The sequence below is a fragment of the Enterococcus sp. 2201sp1_2201st1_C11_2201SCRN_220225 genome, from assembly GCF_040925905.1.
Classification (GTDB): domain Bacteria; phylum Bacillota; class Bacilli; order Lactobacillales; family Enterococcaceae; genus Enterococcus_C; species Enterococcus_C asini_A.
Genome location: NZ_JBCOJC010000030.1, coordinates 1 through 17,542, shown reverse-complemented (window position 1 = coordinate 17,542; position 17,542 = coordinate 1). Strand labels below are relative to the sequence as shown.

The following is a 17,542-nucleotide window of genomic DNA, read 5'->3' as shown; positions in this document are numbered from 1 at the left end:
GACCGTCCTTTCCTAAAATTGTCCATAGGTAAAACCCGAGGAACTTATGATTGCACGTAAACCCTACCCACAACTGTTCTCCCGGGAAATTACAAAGTACCCCTATTCTAGCTTCCTAAACAGCCTTCGTCAAGGGACTGTATGTTCCATTTTACAAGTAAGCGCCTGACAATCTTCGCATTTTTTTCAAACGGGCTGGTAAGTAAAGAGTGGAAAAAAGGCCGGTAAAAAGTACAAAACTGCCCAATAACCAAGCTCGGTCCAGCCAATTGTCATAGGCAAAACTGGCTACTAAGGCAAACAAGACTGCGGCTAACATCAATAAACCGGTAAGCAACTGTTGCAACGCGTGCTCTTTTTGTTTTTCCGGTAAAGGATAAAGTTGGGTTAAAATCATGTATTGGAATTGGTTGTACAAAGGTACTAATTGGAAACCAATCAAATACAAAAACAAGCACCCAATTCCGACACTAAACCAGCGTTCAGTGACAAAATACAAAAGCACCGCCCCAATACTCACTAACCGAGCATACAAGCCACCAAATTCAGTTCCTCGCAGTAAACGGTGACTGAACAAATACAAATAACTATGTCCTTGATCTTTAGGAATTAAAGCTAAAAAACCGTCCAAGTATTTTCGTCGTTTCACCGCTGTGGCAATTTGGGGCACATCCGTAAAGAGATTGATAAAACGATAAATTCGTTGCAAACGACGATTTTCAGTTGCGACTAATTTATCCCAGTCTAAAGGTTGTTTCACTCGTTTAAACAAAAATTCTCGGGAAATAAGGGCCAATAAAATTCCCCCCACTAACGCCGTTACAGGAGTAAACAAACTAAGGACTAAAAGAACCGCACTTGCCACCAACCAGAGGCGATAGCTCCGCTTGTACAACCAAGGGCCTTGGAACAATTGATACCGACGTAAATACAAATGGGCTAATTTTAAAGCCCACAAAAGCAAGAACACAGGAAAAAAAGCCCAGAAGCTTTGTCTAGTACTAACTACATACAATGGCATTAAAAAGCCGGCTACCAATAACAAAACAGCAAAAGGAAAGAGACAAGAATAGCGCAGTGCTCTCTTTAAAAAATCTTTCATCTGGGCTTCTTTGGGTAATAAAAAGACAATATCCGCAGGTTTAGCCAGACTGACAAATTCTCCTAAGTGTAAACTTAGTAACAACACTAAAACAACCACAATTTTTCCTGGCAAAAAGCCTTTTGGTAATCCTTTGACTAAATCAGAATAATAAAGCCCCACTCCGCCTAATAAAAAAGTACAAGCTAAGACAAAATGGTCATTAAAGACATAGCGCAAATAACGCATCATCTGCTTTTGATGTCGCTTTAAACGCTGGCTAAAGAGTTCTTTCATTCTTTTTCACCTGCTTCGGCGGTTAAAGTCAAATAGATTTCGTCTAAGGAAGCTCCCTTTAAGTCAAATTCAGCTTGCAAGTCAGCTAATGAGCCTTGCGCGCGAATCTTCCCTTCATGAAGTAAGACAAAGCGGTCACAGTATTTTTCCGCCGTAGCCAAAATATGCGTAGACATCAAAATCGAAGCACCGGTTTCTTTCATTTGATTCATTAATTCTAAAAGAGCGTGAATGGCCAAGGGATCTAAGCCTAAAAAAGGTTCATCAATAATATATAAGGAAGGTTCAATCAAAAAAGCACATAGAACCATCACTTTTTGCTTCATTCCCTTAGAAAAATTAGCAGGAAACCATTCCAGTTTATTGGCTAAACGGAAAGTCTTTAACAAGCTCTCTGCTCGCTTCATGGCGACATCCATGGGAATATCGTAAGCCATGGCAGTGATTTCAATGTGTTCTTTTAACGTTAACTCTTCATACAACACTGGGGTTTCTGGAATATAGCCGATTTGTTTACGATAGCTTGCTGCATCCATGGTCAATGTTTGACCGTTTAGTTTTACACTACCGGTTTGGGGTTGTAATAAACCGATAATTTCTTTAATGGTCGTACTCTTACCGGCACCATTTAAGCCGATAAGTCCCACTAATTCGCCATCATTTACTTGAAAATTTAAATCTTTTAACACCGGAATTTGGCCGTAGCCTCCGGAGAGATGTTCTACTACTAAGGTCATGTTTTTGCCTCCAACTGTTCACTGGCTCTCATTATACCACGAGACGAATAACAAAGAGAACTCTGCAAATCCTGAGAATCCAAGGGAATTGATTCTCACAATCTACCTAAATATGATAAAGTAGAAGAAACAAAAGAAAGAGGGCGTGTTCATTGACCGATTGTATTTTTTGTAAAATTATCAACCAAGAAATTCCTAGTTATAAAGTCTACGAAGATGAGGCAGTTTATGCCTTTCTAGACCTTTCCCAAGCCACCAAAGGCCATACATTAGTAGTACCCAAAAAACACGTAACTGATATTTTTGAATACGATGAAGAATTGGCTGCTACACTCTTTGCTCGGATTCCTAAAATCGCCCGGGCCTTAGAAAAAGCTTTGCCGAATTGCCAAGGAATGAATATTATTAACAATAACAAAGAATTGGCTTACCAATCTGTTTTCCACAGCCATGTGCATTTGATTCCCCGCTATTCAAAAGAAGATGACTTTTCTATCCACTTTGGCAATCACCAAGAACAATACACAGCCGAAGAATTGCAAAGCATTGCCCAAGAAATCAACGCAGCCTTCAATTAATCAGATTGAAATGAGGTGACAGTATGAACGAGTTTCTAAAAGGATTACTCTTTGGGTCAGCAGTAGGAGGGAGCGCCGGACTCTTACTTGCTCCCAGAAGCGGCAACGACACCCGAAAAAAACTTCAGGCTGGCTTAGAAGAAGCTACCGCAACCCAAGAGGATTTAAATCAAAGCCTGGAACGTTTTTCCGAAACCCTGAAAACTACCCAAACTTTAGTGGGGCAGTTGATTCCTGAATTCCAAACCGGCTTACAAAAAGACATCGAAGCTTTCCAGTTTCAAGCCGAACCTCGCATGGCGCAAATAAAAAAACAAGCAGAAGTCATTGAAAGTCATTTACAGGAGCTTGAAGCACCACAATCAGAGACAAAACTTAAGAAAAGTTGAGAAACAAGACAAAACTATGAATTTTATGCGAAACATCCGCGATTCCCTTTTTTTTTGAAATCGGGTTGTGGTATGATTAATCATGTGAAAAATTCGAAATTACAGGAGTGCAAATGCCATTATGAAGAAAAAATTATTGATTGCCGCTCTCACCGGCTTAACCGCTTTAACCTTAGCAGCTTGTTCCAGCGGTTCTAGTGATAAAATTGCGAGCATGAAAGGTTCCACCATTACCGTGGAAGACTTTTATGACCATGTAAAAAATGACGACACCAGTAAACAAGCCGTTCAAGAAATGATCATCTACAAAGTCTTTGAAGATGCATACGGCGACAAAGTTACTGATAAAGAAGTAAACAAACAATTTAACGAAACCAAAAAACAAATGGGCGATCAATTCGAAACTGCTCTTTCTAGTAGCAACTTAACCGAAAAAAGTTACAAAGCGATGATTAAGCAACAATTGGCCTTTAACGCCGGCATGGAAGCCCATGTAGACTTAACAGATGATGATTTGAAAACCGCTTGGGAAAGCTTCCATCCAGAAGTAGAAGTGCAAGTTATGACAGCCGCTAGTGAAGAAGACGCCAAAGCTTTGAAAGAAGCTGTGGAAAAAGATGGCGCAGACTTTGCCAAAATCGCTAAAGAAAACGACAAAAACACTGATACTACTTACAAAGAAGATGGTGGCAAAGCTAAATTTGATTCTCAATCCACTGATTTCTCTTCCACAGTAAAAACAGCAGCTTTTGATTTGAAAGACGGAGAAGTCTCTGATGTGATTTCCGATGTGGACCAAACTTATGGCACCACTACTTACTATATTGTCAAAATGGTGAAAAATACCGGTAAAGGCAATGACATGGACAAATACAAAGATGAATTAAAAGAAATCGCAACAGCGACTTACACTTCTGATTCTACCTTCCAAAACAAAGTTATCGGGGAAGAATTGAAGAAAGCCAATGTGAAGATTACCGATGATACTTTTGCTGATGTCTTGTCTACTTTCATCGACGCGGCTGAAGAAAGTTCCACTGCGGAATCTGATTCTGAAACCGAAGCTAGCACCACTGCTGAGTCTGATTCTGCAACAAGCTCAACTAAAGACAGTGCCACCGCCACTAGCACTGAAGAATCAACTACTGAATCTTCTAAATAAGACGAGTTTACAAAAAAATTCCGCCAAGATGATCTTGGCGGAATTTTTTGCGTTTGTCTATTTCTCTTTCGGCACATAAAAAGAGCGATTGTCCATACCGAAAATTCGGTCGCTATATTCTCCCGGCGTGGTTTGACGGATCGAGGTCAGCATCATTTGCATAGAAGCATCAATATTGTCGATTTGATGTAAAATTTCTGCTTCCATGATTCGTGGGCGTACAGGAGAGCCGTATTCCAATAAGCCATGATGAGATAAAACCATATGACGTAAGACTAGGATATCTTCTTTGTTTTCATCAAATTTCAATGCAACGCAAGCTTTGATGATTTCTTCATCCACCAACACTAAATGACCTACTAAATTACCAGCTAGCGTGTACTCTGTGGACATGGGACCAGATAGTTCCAAGACTTTACCCAAATCGTGGATGATGATTCCGGCATACAACAAGGAACTGTCTAATTCAGGATATTCTTTGACAATGGCTTTGCCTAGACGCAGCATGGATACGGTATGATAAGCCAAACCGCTGGCAAAGGCGTGATGATTGCGTTTAGCTGCCGGAAAGTCGAAAAATTCTTTTTGATACTTGTTTAACAAAAAGCGCACGATACGATTCCAATTGGGATTGGTAATTTCAAACAAGGTCTTATTGATTTCTTCTTCCATCGCTTCTTTTTTCAAAGGCGCCCGTTCCATGTACAAGGTCGGCTCTCCCGGTTCGTCGACTTTTGTTAAGCGCAAATGCAAAATTTTGACTTGAGGATTACCGTTATAAACCTCTCGCTTCCCTTGTAGTGCCACCACTTTTCCCGGCGCAAAACGCGTAATTTCCTCTTCTGAAGCATCCCAAAACTTACCATCAACGGTACCACTCGTGTCCTGAAAAGTAAAAGCGATAAATTTTTTGCCGTTTTTAGCTAAACGTACATCGGCATTTTTGATTAAATAAAATCCTTGAAATTCCTGATCCAGGACTAATTCACGAATTTTTGTCATAGGTAGTTCCTCCTTTTCACTCATTGCAACTTGTCTTAATTAAAAGCAGCTAAGGATTGAACTGGCTGCTGGAAGTCTTGATAATAGCTTACCATTTCTTGGTCAGAAGACAAACAAATGACCTGATAATTTTTGCTAAATTCAGCTAGAAGCTGAGCCAATTGACGTTTTCTTTGGCTGTCATAATGAAGCCAACCGTCGTCGATAATCACAGGACATAAGTTCTTTTTTTGCAAATGCAAATAGCCAAAACGAATCGCCATGATCAACTGATCTTTTGTACCTGTAGATAACTCTTGAATGGACAAACCTTGGTTGTGATCGTCTAGTGCCAGTTGCCCTTCATTAAAGTATAATTTCTCGTAACGACCGTTCGTTAAAATCGACAAGTAATGACCGGCTTGTTGTAACAGCTGAGGCAATTGTTGCTCAGAAAGATCCGTAGCTAAATCTTGCAAGGCTGCCCAGGCGACTTTGCGTGCGCCCCAGTCTACTAATTGCTCCCGTAAGTTTTCTTGTAAATCAGTTGCCTCTTGTCGCAATTCATCTAAAGTGCCATCTTTAGCCAGCGCTTCTAGTTCCAAACTTTGACGCTGTACTTGTTCTAAGAGCGTGGTTTCATTGGCGGCTAGGTCCTTCAATTGGCTTTCTAAATTGTGAATCGTTCTTTGGAGGGTATCCCAATCCAAATTTTCCGGATACAAAGGGCTTAAAACTTCAGTTAGTTCGGCCAAACGACGTGCTTGTTGCTCCTGATTTTGAGCCAGTTGCAGCCGATTAGGAATCTCAGCTAAACTCTCAATAGCAGTCGCTTGTAATAAATCTTGGCTATCAGTCGTTATTTGAGTAATCTTATTCGCTAACTCTTTTCGTTGTTCAGCTAACAGCGTAGTCTTTTGCTGGCTCTGCAATTGCTTTTGCCGGGTCATTTTCTGATCAAACTGCTGAAGACTTTCAAAGCGTCCCACCAAGTCTAATTCTTGCAATGGTAACCAAGCAACTAAAAAGTCAAACTCCTTTAATAAAGCACCATAGGCTTCATCTTGTGCTTGCAAGTCGCTGGTGACCTGCTCTAACTCAGCTAAACTTTGATAATACTGCTGGTAATTTTTTTGGTAGCTGTGACTGTCGGTAATGGGAAGATCAAGCTTGCTCCCTAATACCTGATTAATTGCAGCTACAAGTTCGTTTCGCTTTATTTGTAATGCGGCTGCTTTCTCCACCAAGATTGCCAATTGGCTTTCGTTGTTTTGCTTGAATGCTGGGTCTTTAGTTACATCCGTTTTTTGTAAAATTGCTTGCTGGCGACGATGGTATTCCCAATACGCTCCAAGCAGTCCACAAAGAATGCCGAAGATCCCTAGAAATGCTTTAAATTTGGGCAATATAAGACCTAATAGCAAAAACATCCCGGCCAATACAAAAGAAATAGCGGTCAAAGAAACTTTCGGGCGCTTAATCACAGTTTCTTCAGGATTTTCCGGATCCGGTGTAGTTTCTGTGCTCAACCATTTTTGTTGCAAGTAATTGGCTTGGATTTCTTCATCTAGTTTTCTAAGGTTAGCCATTTGCTGATCCAATTGGGATAAAGAAAGCTGATCTGCGACTGCTACTTGCCAGCCATACTCTCCTTCTAATCTTTGGATTTCTTCTAATAGCTGATCTTGACGAGCTAGTTTTCGTTGGAAATCATCCGTTAAACGCACCCCACTGACTTGTTCTTTTAGCAAATTCTTGATAACGCCCTCGTGTTGTAAGTAAAACTCGTACTGTGGGGTTACCGTCTCAGCAGTTTTGGCTTGGTGATAGTCTTCATCCACTTGTTTTAATTGGGCTTGGAGGCCTTGATATTGTTGAGAAACACTAGTTAATGTCCGCTGTTGAGCACCGGTTAACCTTTGTTTGGTTTGTTCCAGTGTTGAAAGTTGTTGCCATTCTTCGTATTGCTGCCAGTGAAGCTCTTGTTCTTTAGCCTGATTCAATTGGCTCTTTAGCTTCTGAGCCTCCTTACGCTGGGAAGTTAAGTTTTCTTGATCTTGTTGATGATGGGCCAATAAAGACTGGACTTGCGCTTCCTGGGCCTCTTTTTCTTGAATCCGATGATTTAATTGTTGCCACTGACTTAATAATTCATTTAACGGCAAGCGCGATCCTTTGGGACGAAAGAGCTTTTGGTTTTCTTTTTGGTATTGCTGACTTTGTTCCATCAACTGACGGCTACCTGTAATTCCTAAAGAGATCAACACTTGTTGCAACTGATCTTCTTGCAAGTGATCCAGTTGGGATAACTGTTCTTGTTGAAAGGTAAAAACCTCAGAAAACAATGTGGGCGTCAAACCTTTTAGCAAATCTTTTAGCAACTTCTCACCACCGACTTGTTCGCCAATACTCACTTTAGCTTTGCCTTTATCCACTTGTTTATAGCGTTCAATGCGCACTTCTCCCACACCGGCAAATTCAACCCAGAGTTTTCCTCCAAAAGCTGTGCCATCTTTGGGGGTGTAGTCTTTTTGGCGTACTCTCCGTTGGGGAAAACCAAAAAGCAGACATTGGATAAACTGATACAAAGTGGACTTGCCAATTTCATTTGGACCAAACAACAGCTGATTTTGGGGGTGAAAGTCAATTTGCTGTTGTCGGTATTTGCCAAAGCCAGTAATTTCTGCACGAATCAGCTTCATTCTTCTTCCTCCAATAAAAAATCGGTAGCTAAAATATCCGCTGCCTGCTTGAGCACTGCAGCTTGATAATCCTGATCATCTCTTACTAAACTCCCCGCCACCGGATGATCTACTATTTCTTGTAATAAGTCATCAAACACTGGCTGCCCTTGATAAACTTGTAAAATCTGGGCAACTTGTTTTTTAGGTAAAGCAATCTTGTCCGTTGCCAGAGGTGCATTAAGAAATTTCAATGCGGCAATCTGTCTAGGTGGCGTTTTTTGCCACAAAACTTGATTGAGATATGTTTGAAACTCTCCATTTTTTAGGCTGGAACTTTGAAGGTCACTGGATACATTGGCTAAATTTAATTCAATAAAAGTAGCATGAGTTTGGGCTTCAGACAAGTACTCTTCTACAAAGGCCAAAAGTTCTTTTGGGCTTTGACAGCTAGAGACATCTACCACTTTTTTTTGCCACAACCAAGAAGCCACTAAAATAGGCTCGGTTTTACACCTACCTGGACTTAACTCCACATAGGTGACAAAGCCTGCTTCTGTTTCTTTGCGATTATGACCTTGAGGCGTCCCAGGATAGAGAATTGGCGGTTGTTCACTTAAGGTCGTGGGGACATGAATATGCCCCAAAGCCCAGTAGTCATAGCCCTTGGCCTTCATCTCACTTAGCGAAAAAGGCGCATAGTTTTCTCCTTGTAACTCCCCATGATACAGACCAATATGATAAGTCGCCTGACTTCTTTTCGGAAATTCTTTAAGCATATTTTTTCGCACAAAACCTTCTTGATAGCTAAACCCAGTGATTTCATAGTCTTCCCCTGATTGATTGTGGCCCACAAAGCTCCTCACTTGCTCACTGGTGAAGAGAGAAACATTTTCTGGAAAATCAAACCAGTAACGCTCTGCTTGATAGTAGTCATGGTTGCCAAAAATTAAATAAACAGGAATCTGGGCTTTTGCTAACTGACGAAAAGCTGCCATCAACTGATTTTGCGCCTTTAATGAGGGCCGGGATTGGTGGAAGGTATCTCCAGCCAACAACACAAAATCCACTTGACGCTTACAAGCTGCAGCTACCAGATTGTCCAACATCTTTTGGTTTAACTGAGGCAACAATTGTCCTGCCTCAGCAACTAGATTGGATAAGCCTTCAAAACTGCGGTCAAAATGTAAATCTCCCGCATGAATAAAACGTAACATGGTTCCCCCTCATTTCGTAAAACCAAAAGGAATTTTAAGCCTTTTGGGGCAAATTGTCTGGCTCTATTTTATCATTCCCAAGGCATTTCGTCACTTAAATGCGAAAATTTGTTCCCTTTTATTTAAACCGATTCATCAAACCGAACCGCTGTTACAGCAAAAAATAGTGACTTTTCTTCATCATTCGTGCATCTAACCGTTTCTATAACAAAAGAGCCCACTTCGGTATTTCGAAGCAGACTCTTTACGTGAAGTTCTTTATTTACTAATCTTCTGGATTGTACAATTCCCGGATTGGTGTCGTGATGATTCGATTTAGATCATCAAGAACCGTGCTGAAAGCTTGTTCTTTTTGCATCAATTGACCAATGGCTTCTTCATGTTGCACTTTAGTCGCCATTTCTTGCGCTTGTTTTGCGTCTTCTTCTGACATTTCTTCGCCAGCCATCATTTTTTGATGAAGGCTATGTTGCAAGGTTTGAAATTCTTTAAACAGTTCATAGGCTGATTGATTTTCTTTTAATTGAGCAAAAGCGGCACTTAAATCGGTAAACTGTTGTGATTCCCGAATTTCTTTTTCTAATTGGTTAGCTGTATCGTAAATGTTTGCCATGATATTCCCTCACTTTTTAAATGATACTCTTATTGTATCATTATTTAGCGGGATTGAAAGAGCAATCTTTGTGATCTTAGCTTTTGAACATTCGATTTAAAATAAGAAAGGCGGGACCAACTCGTTCCGCTCTCGAAAATGAAGACAGAAACGCTACCCGTTGTTCTTTATCAGCAGTCAATTTTGACTTCATTTCGTAAAAGATCGTTCGCCGTGCCAAACAACTCTATCAAAAAAACGTCTGACAAGATTGTTTTCCTGTCAGACGTTTCTCATTAATTCCCTTGAATTTTTCCCCAAATACTATTGAAAATATCTTTAGTCGTATCTTTGACTTTATTACCAAATTCAGAAAGACCATCTTTGGCTTTGTCCGTGAATTCATCCACTTGTTTCTGCCATTGAGAATCCCCTTCTGAAGATTGTTGTTCTTGGAATTGTTCATTGGTCATCACTTGCCCATCAGTTTGATAGGCATCCACCACTGGGAATTGAGCTGATTTTACATAGGGCATCACATTCGCTGCGGCACTGCCAAAGACTTGTCCAATCACTTCTCCAGAAGAGCCCTCCAGATAATGACTTTCACTGGTTTTTTCAAAGCCGAGCCAAGAAGAAATCACCACATTTGGCGTATAGCCCACCATCCACTGGTCATTTACCTTACTAGCATCGAAGTTGGTTTCTGTGGTCCCGGTTTTTCCGGCCATCACATAACCACCACCTGCCCCTTGTGCAGTTCCGTTAGAAAAAGTCCCTAGAAGCATACTGGTCATTTGGTTGGCCGTTTCTTCAGAGATAATCCGTTCGCCTTTTACTTTGGTATTGTCCACAATGACCGCGCCATTAGCATCGACAATTTTGCGAATGATGTGAGGCTTATAATAAGTACCTCCATTAGCAAAAACGCTGTAAGCCGCCGCCATGGTCAACGGTGATTCGCCTTTTTCCAAACCACCTAAAGCAACTCCGCCCCAGTATTTGTCTTTTTCCGTCAATGTAAGACCGAATTCTTCGGCTTTGTTATAGCCTTTTTCGATTCCAATTTCATGTAACAGCCAAACTGCTGGTGCATTTAAACTCCAAGCCAAAGCTTGATACATAGGAACTTCTCCGGAATAGGTACCACTGTAGTTCTTCACATCATAAAAGTCCAAAGCTTTATCTTGCAAAATGCTATCTGGTTTATAGCCAGCTTCTAAAGCCGGCGTATACACAGTAATCGGCTTAATAGTCGAACCCGGGGAACGTTTCATTTGTGTAGCAAAGTTAAATCCTCTAAAAATATGTTCTCCCCGGCGGCCCACTAAGGCACTCACTCCACCAGAGTTGGGGTCTAACACCACCGAAGCCGATTGAGGCATGGTACCATCTGTGGCATTAGCAGGAAAGATACCTTCTTGAGCATAGGTATTTTCTAATTGTGCTTGCATATCTTGATCTAGCGTGGTGTAAATTTTATAACCTTTATTTAAGATGTCCGCTTCACTTAAGTCATACTCTTCCACTGCTTCGTCAATTACCGCGTCATAGAAGAAAGGATATTTATACCCTTGATCTGACTGACTATAGCCATCATACACATAGTCCCCAATATTAGTAGCGCTGGTTTGGGTTTGTTGTTCTTGAGTGATTACGCCTGTTTCGGCCATCACGCTTAATACAGTATCTCGTCGTTTATTCGCCAATTCCACATTATCAATTGGATTGTAGAGATTTGGCCCTTTTAACATACCAATCAAAGTAGCTGCTTCCCCTAAATCCACATCACTGGCATTGACCCCAAAGTATTTTAGCGCAGCATCTTGCACGCCCCAAACTCCGTTTCCGAAGTAAGAATTGTTCAAATACATCTCCAAAATTTCATCTTTGGTGTACTTCTTTTCGATTTCAATGGCTAAAAACAATTCCTTGGCCTTACGACTAAAGGTCTGATCCAAAGACAGGTAGGCGTTTTTGGCTAATTGCTGGGTGATGGTAGAACCACCACCACCGGAAGTGTCCCGGTTAATCACCATACGCACAGCTGCTCTGGCAATCCCTTTAATATCAAAGCCATGATGGTCATAAAAATTACGATCTTCCGTAGCTACTAACCCCTCTTTAATCGTGGGAGAGATCTGATCCAAACTCACATAAGTCCCTTTTTGAGGTAAGAGTTTGCCAGACTCCTCATCATCCCCATCGTAAATGATGGTGCTACTCTTTAATTCTGTTTCTAGTTGACTGACATTGACTTGCTTGGATAAATAAAATAAATAGCTGGACGTTACTAAAATAGCTACCAATGAAAGCAACAATAAAATCTTATTCACATGATATTTTTTCCAAATTCGTTTCCGAGCTTTATGAAAACGGCTAAGGTAAGGTTTTAGCCATTGCCAAAAATTACCTAATACTTCTTTGGTCTTGGCCCAAAACTTCTGAAAATCCATCGCTGTCTCCTTTCTAACACAGTTTCTGTACCCAAGGCTAAGTGTAGCACCCCCGCGGTCGCCTCACATTGGACTTAGGACTGAGATTCCAATTAACGGCTAAGTATGCTAGCTATTCTAGCATTGAAAGACCTTTTTTTCGTAATAATTTTGTTAAATTTTCTTTTAGTTCTAAAGAAATTGCGCTTTTAAACAGATTCGCTATAATCAAGAAGAACGTTGCGTCACTTTTTGCGCAATTTAGAAAGGAACTCTTATGGAATATACCATTACTTTACCTGAAAACCAAAAGCCCATTTCGTTGCAAGAACTATTCACTGAAGAATGGCTGTTGCCAAAAAAAATGCGCCATCTATTGCGTATGCAAAAAGGCGTGTTGTTAGATGGCAAAGTTGCTGATTTTCATCAGGTGGTCACTACCGGTACTCAAATTACGTTAACCTTAAACGAAGCTGATTATCCCTATCAGCCACTAGCCTTGGGAGATGCGCGTAAGGTACGGGTTTTATTTGAAGATGAACATTTGATTGTGGTGGATAAACCCGCGGGAATTAAAACCCATCCCAACGAGGCAACAGAAAACAACACCATGGCCAATCACTTGGCGGCTTATCTGGCACCAAAAAAAGCACGGCCTTACGTGGTTCACCGCTTAGACACAGATACTAGCGGTGTACTGCTTTTTGCCAAAACGCCACTAGCTTTGCCTTTAATAAGCCGACTGTTAGAAGAAAAGCAAATCTATCGTCGCTATCAAGCAATAGTTACAGGTAATCTTACTCACAGTCAGACGATCACCAAAAAAATCGGCCGCTCTTGCCACGATCGGCGTAAACGAGTCATTGACGAAAATCGGGGCCAAACCGCCATTACCCATGTCGAAGTTCACCATCATAGTTTAAAAGAAAGTCAAGTCTATTGCCAACTGGAAACCGGTCGTACCCATCAAATCAGGGTGCATTTAGCGGCGATTGGCCATCCGATTGTAGGAGATGTGTTATACAATCCTCAAGGCAAACAGGCAAAACGCCTGATGCTACATGCCTATCAGATGACCTTGATACATCCTTTTTCAAAAGAAGTGATTGAAATCGTGACTGAATCTGGGTTGTGGAATTAAGAAAGGCAAAAGAAATTTGTTTTACTCGCTTCGGAATTAAATTAAAAAAAGCTTCAAAACAGCTGCTACGGGCTAGCTGTTCTGAAGCTTTTAGTGATTCTGTTAGGCTTTTGCCACATCTGCTGCCAACATCAAGCAACCTGTAATGCCACTTTTATTTGGCAGTCCCCAGCGAACAATGTATTCACTAGGTTCTGGAGTTTCCATATAGCCATTCATTTGAGCAACATATTGTTGACGAATCTTCAGCAACAAATGATCCTGATTCATCACGCCACCACCTAAAACGATGATTTCTGGAGCCAAGGTTAATGTATAGCTCATCAATGCTTGAGCGATGTAGTAGGCTTGGATGTCCCAAATTGGATGATCTTCTGGTAAATCTTGGCCTTTAATGCCGGTGCGGGCTTCTAATGAAGGGCCAGCTGCCAAACCTTCCAAACAATCGTGGTGATAAGGACAGGTTCCTGCATACGTGTCATCAGGATGACGTTTCACGTGGATATGACCCATTTCTGGATGGTTGATGCCTGAGAAGATTTCGCCGTTGAGCACTACGCCACCGCCAATACCGGTTCCCACAGTTAAATAGACACAGCTTTTTTTGCCTTGGGCTGCTCCCTTTTTGATTTCTCCATAAGCCGCCGCATTCACATCGGTGGTCCAAGCAAAAGGTAAATTAGGATAATGTTCTTTCATATTGCCTAAAAAGTCGTATTGAGCCCAACCTTGTTTCGGTGTAGACAAGACATAGCCATAAGAATCCCGACTTGGATCAATGCCGATAGGTCCAAATGAACCAATTCCCATGGAAACTAATTCAAATTGATCAAAGAATTCAAAAACGCGGGCCAAGGTTTCCTCAGGAGTTGTAGTGGGAATGCTTGTTTCCTCCACAATCTTGAAATTTTCATCGCTGACTGCACAGATAAATTTAGTGCCCCCAGCTTCAATACCACCATAATACTTCATTGTTGTTCCTCCTAGATTTCTTCCCTCGAAATCACGTTGGCAAACAAAATCTCGAGGTATTTCTTCACTGTTTTCTATTTTACCAGAACAAGTAAGGGCTTGCTTGCTTTTTTTAAGCGCAAAATACATAAACTATATACTTCAAAAGCTCTCCTTTATTCTTCCAAGGCTTTCACTTCTGTGGCTGTTAAAGCCCGGTATTCGCCTAATGCCAACTCAGGATCCAATGTCAGATTTCCCATACGAAGACGTTTTAGATACGTTACTTCTTTGCCTACTGCTTGGACCATGCGTTTGACTTGGTGAAATTTGCCTTCCTGTAAAATCAAGCGAATTTCTGAGGTTTCAGTTCCTTCATCCACAGACACAATGGTCAATTGAGCTGGCAGTGTTTCTTCGCCACCGTCGATAACTAGCCCTTTGGCAAAGGCCTGCACATCAGCCGTTGTCATGATGCCATTAACCTGGGCGTAGTATTCTTTTTCCACATGGTGTCGCGGTGACAAGATACGATGAGCCAGAGCGCCATCATTACTTAACAATAAAAAGCCCTCGGTGTCTTTATCCAAACGGCCCACAGGAAATAGGTCTTCTCGAAAATCCTCATCCGCTAACAAGTCCACCACGGTTTCTTCATAATTGTCCACTGTGGCAGAAATTACCCCAGCCGGTTTGTTTAACATATAATAAAAATCCTTTTGATAAGTAATTACCTCTCCATCAAAAGTTACTTGAGCTTTAGTTTCATCAATTTGAGTCTTATCAGAGCGGACCACCTGCCCATCCACTTGTACTAGACCTTTTTTTATAAAACTTTTTACTTCTTTGCGACTACCTAATTGCATATCCGCTAAAAATTTATCTAAACGCATAAGGACCTCCTGTTTTTTCGATTATAACATGAATCATTGACCTCCTTGACAACTTAAGAGACAATGAGCAAAAAAGAAGGAGCGCTAAAAATGGTAAGAGACTTTTCAGTGGAATTAACCACAATTTGTATGATTGAAAATGCCCAAGGAGAAATCTTAGTCCAAGATCGCCAAAAAACAGATTGGCCCGGCTGGACTTTTCCCGGCGGTCATGTAGAAAAAGATGAATCTCTAAAACAAGCTATGATCCGAGAAATCCATGAAGAATGCGGACTGACCATTCGGCCCACATTAATGGGGATTGGGGAAGGGAATCGGGAATTAGCGGGACTTTTCTACGCTCAAGTTGATGCCATAGCTACAGAGGTCAGTGATCATGGGGAACCCCAGTTTTGGGTAGCCAAGTCTGAATTACACCCGGATAAATTAGCAGGAACCTTAGGAAAAGTGTTGCCGATTTTCTTGGGAGAGACTGCTGATAAAACGTTTTATCAAGACAATGCAAAATAAAAGAAATACGCCAGCAATTGTTGGCGTATTTCTTTTATTTCATATGCAATTTTCGGCGGATTTTTCCGGCGGTAGGACCTAAGAGCTTATCGGCTAAGCCAACTTTTAAAGACAAGTAAGTGTAACTTGCCCCCCCGACCAAAACAGTCCCCATAATAATCACAAAAGAACCAATCTTACTATCAGCAGATAAGAAGATGCCTAGAATTTGGCGGGTGACAAAAGCCAAGATAAACATGATCAAACTAATAATCGTAATTAAAACAATTCGACGGAAAGTCAATACCCGGTTAAAGCGTCCCACGCGATACAGCTTCCACAGATTTAATGCGCCGGTTACGCCAAAACCAATCATTGTAGAAATCAGTGGTCCGTAAACTTCAAAAACCCGAATCATGGGATATTGGGTCAACAATTTTACTAAGAAACCAATGACAAAGAACAAGATAGCTGCGCCATTTTCGTACATCCCTTGAAGCATACTAGAGGTAATCGTGTATAAGCCTAAGAATAAGCCCGCAATACAAGCCACTACTAGAACTTCAGCACCTAGCTTACTTGGTGCATAGAAAAGTGTGTTCAATGGATAGGCCAAAACGATTAGTCCCAAAGTTGCTGGAAACATCACAAAAGCAAAGAGTTGCAAATTATTCGAAAGCAATTTCGCGAGCTCTTTGTGTCGCCCTAATGTTTTGGCTTCGGTGATAAGAGGCAATCCCGTTAAAGCCAGGGAAGTTGCTAAACCAATGACTACCATGGTCAACTTATCAGGGTTAGCGCTAAAAATAGAAAAGAGCTTTTGCAACTGAGAAGAAGAATAAGTAGTAAATCCTTGCATAGAACGCACAAAGGTTACTTGATCCACTAATTTGAAAATGGTAATGCCAGTACCAATGATGATAAAAGGAATTGCCTCACGAATGGTTTCCACCACTAGCTCCCGGGTATCTAATTTCACCCGATTGGCACTCATTTCGATTAAGGCATCGTTTCTAGCCTTATTTTTTCGCATGTAATAAATCAAGACCCCAATACTAGCTAAGGCCCCGATAAAAGCCGCAAAGGTGGAATGAATCACAGCTTCTTGATAATTGCCACTGCCCAATTTCATAATGATAAAAGTGGCCAGTAACAAGTAAAAGACCCGGGCAACTTGTTCAACAATTTGAGAGACCGCAAAGGGCATCATCTCGCTTTGTCCTTGGAAATAGCCCCGAACCACACTCATACAAGGTAAAACTAAAATCGCCACACTTAATGAACGAATCACAGGAACTAGTTCTTGGCCACCACCAGAAATCGAGGCTAACCAAGGAGAAGACAGATACATAATCCCTCCCATGACACCACCAAAGACAGCCATCACGCCTAGGGCATTTCTCAAAAGCTTACGACTGACACCATATTCATTTAAAGAATTATAATGAGCAGTTTGTTTGCCCACCGCCGCCGGAATTCCCGCCGTAGAAATCATTAAAAACAGCGCGTAGAAATTATAGCCCATGTTAAACAAGGCATTTGCTTGATAGGCTTCACTACCCATCCAGTAAAACCAAGGCATCACATAAATGGCCCCTAGTAAACGGGAACCGATATTGCCAATGGTCAGCCAAAGAGAACCACGAGCCATGCGCTCCTCATTGGTTAAGGCCTGTTGGGGATGTTTATTTTCAGCCATGTAATTTTCTCCCATTCAAGATTTAGACATATGTCCTATTTTACTAGAAATTTCAGTAGGAACAACCGTTTTTCGAAAGTTTTAACAACTTCCCCGTATTTCTCCTAGTAAATTTCACCAATCTGTCCCCTCTATCCCACTTATGCTATAATGGATAAAGAATTTTTTCAGGAAACGAGGGAGATTTACGTGTCATTAACCCTAGAAATGGTGTACGAC

The 17,542-nt window shown here is 41.2% G+C and carries 15 protein-coding genes; 5 read left to right on the top strand and 10 right to left on the bottom strand.

Features of this window, described 5'->3' with window-relative positions; genetic code table 11:
- Positions 1 to 151: 151 nt before the first annotated feature.
- Together AB5754_RS09005 and AB5754_RS09000 are read right to left on the bottom strand one after the other, a co-directional pair.
- On the bottom strand, positions 152 to 1,378 hold the full coding sequence (locus tag AB5754_RS09005; protein ID WP_368251442.1) for an ABC transporter permease: 1,227 nt from the start codon (positions 1,376 to 1,378) through the stop codon (positions 152 to 154).
- Positions 1,375 to 2,115: an ABC transporter ATP-binding protein gene (locus AB5754_RS09000; RefSeq protein WP_311832509.1), complete on the bottom strand. Its 741-nt coding sequence runs from the start codon at positions 2,113 to 2,115 to the stop codon at positions 1,375 to 1,377. The genes AB5754_RS09005 and AB5754_RS09000 overlap by 4 nt, the downstream gene beginning before the upstream one ends.
- Before the next feature lie 152 nt (positions 2,116 to 2,267).
- On the opposite strand from AB5754_RS09000, the gene AB5754_RS08995 reads away from it, so the two are divergent.
- The 3 genes from AB5754_RS08995 to AB5754_RS08985 all read left to right on the top strand — a co-directional run bounded on the left by AB5754_RS08995 (position 2,268) and on the right by AB5754_RS08985 (position 4,244).
- The gene (locus AB5754_RS08995) at positions 2,268 to 2,693 is read left to right on the top strand and encodes an HIT family protein (protein ID WP_311832508.1); all 426 of its coding nucleotides are present in this window, start codon (positions 2,268 to 2,270) and stop codon (positions 2,691 to 2,693) included.
- A 23-nt stretch (positions 2,694 to 2,716) separates the two neighbouring features.
- A complete protein-coding gene (locus AB5754_RS08990; protein ID WP_368251441.1) occupies positions 2,717 to 3,082 on the top strand; it encodes a YtxH domain-containing protein in 366 nt (121 codons plus the stop codon).
- A gap of 118 nt (positions 3,083 to 3,200) precedes the next feature.
- Positions 3,201 to 4,244: a peptidyl-prolyl cis-trans isomerase gene (locus tag AB5754_RS08985; protein WP_368251467.1), complete on the top strand. Its 1,044-nt coding sequence runs from the start codon at positions 3,201 to 3,203 to the stop codon at positions 4,242 to 4,244.
- A 57-nt stretch (positions 4,245 to 4,301) separates the two neighbouring features.
- On the opposite strand, the gene AB5754_RS08980 is transcribed toward AB5754_RS08985, so the two are convergent.
- From AB5754_RS08980 to AB5754_RS08960, 5 genes are all read right to left on the bottom strand, one after another.
- Entirely contained in the window at positions 4,302 to 5,246 is a 945-nt protein-coding gene (locus AB5754_RS08980; protein WP_368251440.1) for a 3'-5' exoribonuclease YhaM family protein, read from the bottom strand.
- A 35-nt stretch (positions 5,247 to 5,281) separates the two neighbouring features.
- The gene (locus AB5754_RS08975; RefSeq protein WP_368251439.1) at positions 5,282 to 7,927 is read right to left on the bottom strand and encodes an AAA family ATPase; all 2,646 of its coding nucleotides are present in this window, start codon (positions 7,925 to 7,927) and stop codon (positions 5,282 to 5,284) included.
- Complete coding sequence (locus AB5754_RS08970; protein WP_368251438.1) at positions 7,924 to 9,123, bottom strand: exonuclease SbcCD subunit D; 1,200 nt, start codon at positions 9,121 to 9,123, stop codon at positions 7,924 to 7,926. The genes AB5754_RS08975 and AB5754_RS08970 overlap by 4 nt, the downstream gene beginning before the upstream one ends.
- A 265-nt stretch (positions 9,124 to 9,388) precedes the next feature.
- Entirely contained in the window at positions 9,389 to 9,736 is a 348-nt protein-coding gene (locus AB5754_RS08965) for a YlbF family regulator (RefSeq protein WP_368251437.1), read from the bottom strand.
- A 275-nt stretch (positions 9,737 to 10,011) separates the two neighbouring features.
- Positions 10,012 to 12,171: a PBP1A family penicillin-binding protein gene (locus AB5754_RS08960; RefSeq protein ID WP_368251436.1), complete on the bottom strand. Its 2,160-nt coding sequence runs from the start codon at positions 12,169 to 12,171 to the stop codon at positions 10,012 to 10,014.
- A 256-nt stretch (positions 12,172 to 12,427) separates the two neighbouring features.
- Between AB5754_RS08960 and AB5754_RS08955 the strand changes: the two genes are divergently transcribed.
- The gene (locus tag AB5754_RS08955) at positions 12,428 to 13,291 is read left to right on the top strand and encodes an RluA family pseudouridine synthase (protein ID WP_368251435.1); all 864 of its coding nucleotides are present in this window, start codon (positions 12,428 to 12,430) and stop codon (positions 13,289 to 13,291) included.
- A gap of 102 nt (positions 13,292 to 13,393) precedes the next feature.
- On the opposite strand, the gene AB5754_RS08950 is transcribed toward AB5754_RS08955, so the two are convergent.
- Together AB5754_RS08950 and AB5754_RS08945 are read right to left on the bottom strand one after the other, a co-directional pair.
- Positions 13,394 to 14,263: an ROK family protein gene (locus AB5754_RS08950; protein WP_311832499.1), complete on the bottom strand. Its 870-nt coding sequence runs from the start codon at positions 14,261 to 14,263 to the stop codon at positions 13,394 to 13,396.
- Positions 14,264 to 14,418: 155 nt separating this feature from the next.
- Positions 14,419 to 15,135 (bottom strand): pseudouridine synthase, encoded by a 717-nt coding sequence (locus AB5754_RS08945; RefSeq protein ID WP_368251434.1) that lies wholly within the window; start codon positions 15,133 to 15,135, stop codon positions 14,419 to 14,421.
- A 90-nt stretch (positions 15,136 to 15,225) separates the two neighbouring features.
- Here AB5754_RS08945 and AB5754_RS08940 point away from each other — a divergent pair, with 90 nt between their 5' ends.
- The gene (locus tag AB5754_RS08940) at positions 15,226 to 15,645 is read left to right on the top strand and encodes an NUDIX domain-containing protein (RefSeq protein WP_368251433.1); all 420 of its coding nucleotides are present in this window, start codon (positions 15,226 to 15,228) and stop codon (positions 15,643 to 15,645) included.
- Positions 15,646 to 15,679: 34 nt separating this feature from the next.
- Here AB5754_RS08940 and AB5754_RS08935 read toward each other — a convergent pair whose 3' ends face one another.
- Positions 15,680 to 17,323 carry a polysaccharide biosynthesis protein gene (locus AB5754_RS08935; protein ID WP_311832496.1) on the bottom strand — a complete coding sequence of 548 codons (1,644 nt, stop codon included), beginning with the start codon at positions 17,321 to 17,323 and terminating at the stop codon, positions 15,680 to 15,682.
- Positions 17,324 to 17,542: the final 219 nt, after the last annotated feature.

Coding starts and splice junctions, on each gene's coding strand:
- AB5754_RS08960 (WP_368251436.1), bottom strand. CDS start 12,171: ATGGATTTTCAGAAGTTTTGGGCCAAGACCAAAGAAGTATTAGGTAAT.
- AB5754_RS09000 (WP_311832509.1), bottom strand. CDS start 2,115: ATGACCTTAGTAGTAGAACATCTCTCCGGAGGCTACGGCCAAATTCCG.
- AB5754_RS08940 (WP_368251433.1), top strand. CDS start 15,226: ATGGTAAGAGACTTTTCAGTGGAATTAACCACAATTTGTATGATTGAA.
- AB5754_RS08945 (WP_368251434.1), bottom strand. CDS start 15,135: ATGCGTTTAGATAAATTTTTAGCGGATATGCAATTAGGTAGTCGCAAA.
- AB5754_RS08955 (WP_368251435.1), top strand. CDS start 12,428: ATGGAATATACCATTACTTTACCTGAAAACCAAAAGCCCATTTCGTTG.
- AB5754_RS08980 (WP_368251440.1), bottom strand. CDS start 5,246: ATGACAAAAATTCGTGAATTAGTCCTGGATCAGGAATTTCAAGGATTT.
- AB5754_RS08975 (WP_368251439.1), bottom strand. CDS start 7,927: ATGAAGCTGATTCGTGCAGAAATTACTGGCTTTGGCAAATACCGACAA.
- AB5754_RS09005 (WP_368251442.1), bottom strand. CDS start 1,378: ATGAAAGAACTCTTTAGCCAGCGTTTAAAGCGACATCAAAAGCAGATG.
- AB5754_RS08990 (WP_368251441.1), top strand. CDS start 2,717: ATGAACGAGTTTCTAAAAGGATTACTCTTTGGGTCAGCAGTAGGAGGG.
- AB5754_RS08965 (WP_368251437.1), bottom strand. CDS start 9,736: ATGGCAAACATTTACGATACAGCTAACCAATTAGAAAAAGAAATTCGG.
- AB5754_RS08935 (WP_311832496.1), bottom strand. CDS start 17,323: ATGGCTGAAAATAAACATCCCCAACAGGCCTTAACCAATGAGGAGCGC.
- AB5754_RS08950 (WP_311832499.1), bottom strand. CDS start 14,263: ATGAAGTATTATGGTGGTATTGAAGCTGGGGGCACTAAATTTATCTGT.
- AB5754_RS08970 (WP_368251438.1), bottom strand. CDS start 9,123: ATGTTACGTTTTATTCATGCGGGAGATTTACATTTTGACCGCAGTTTT.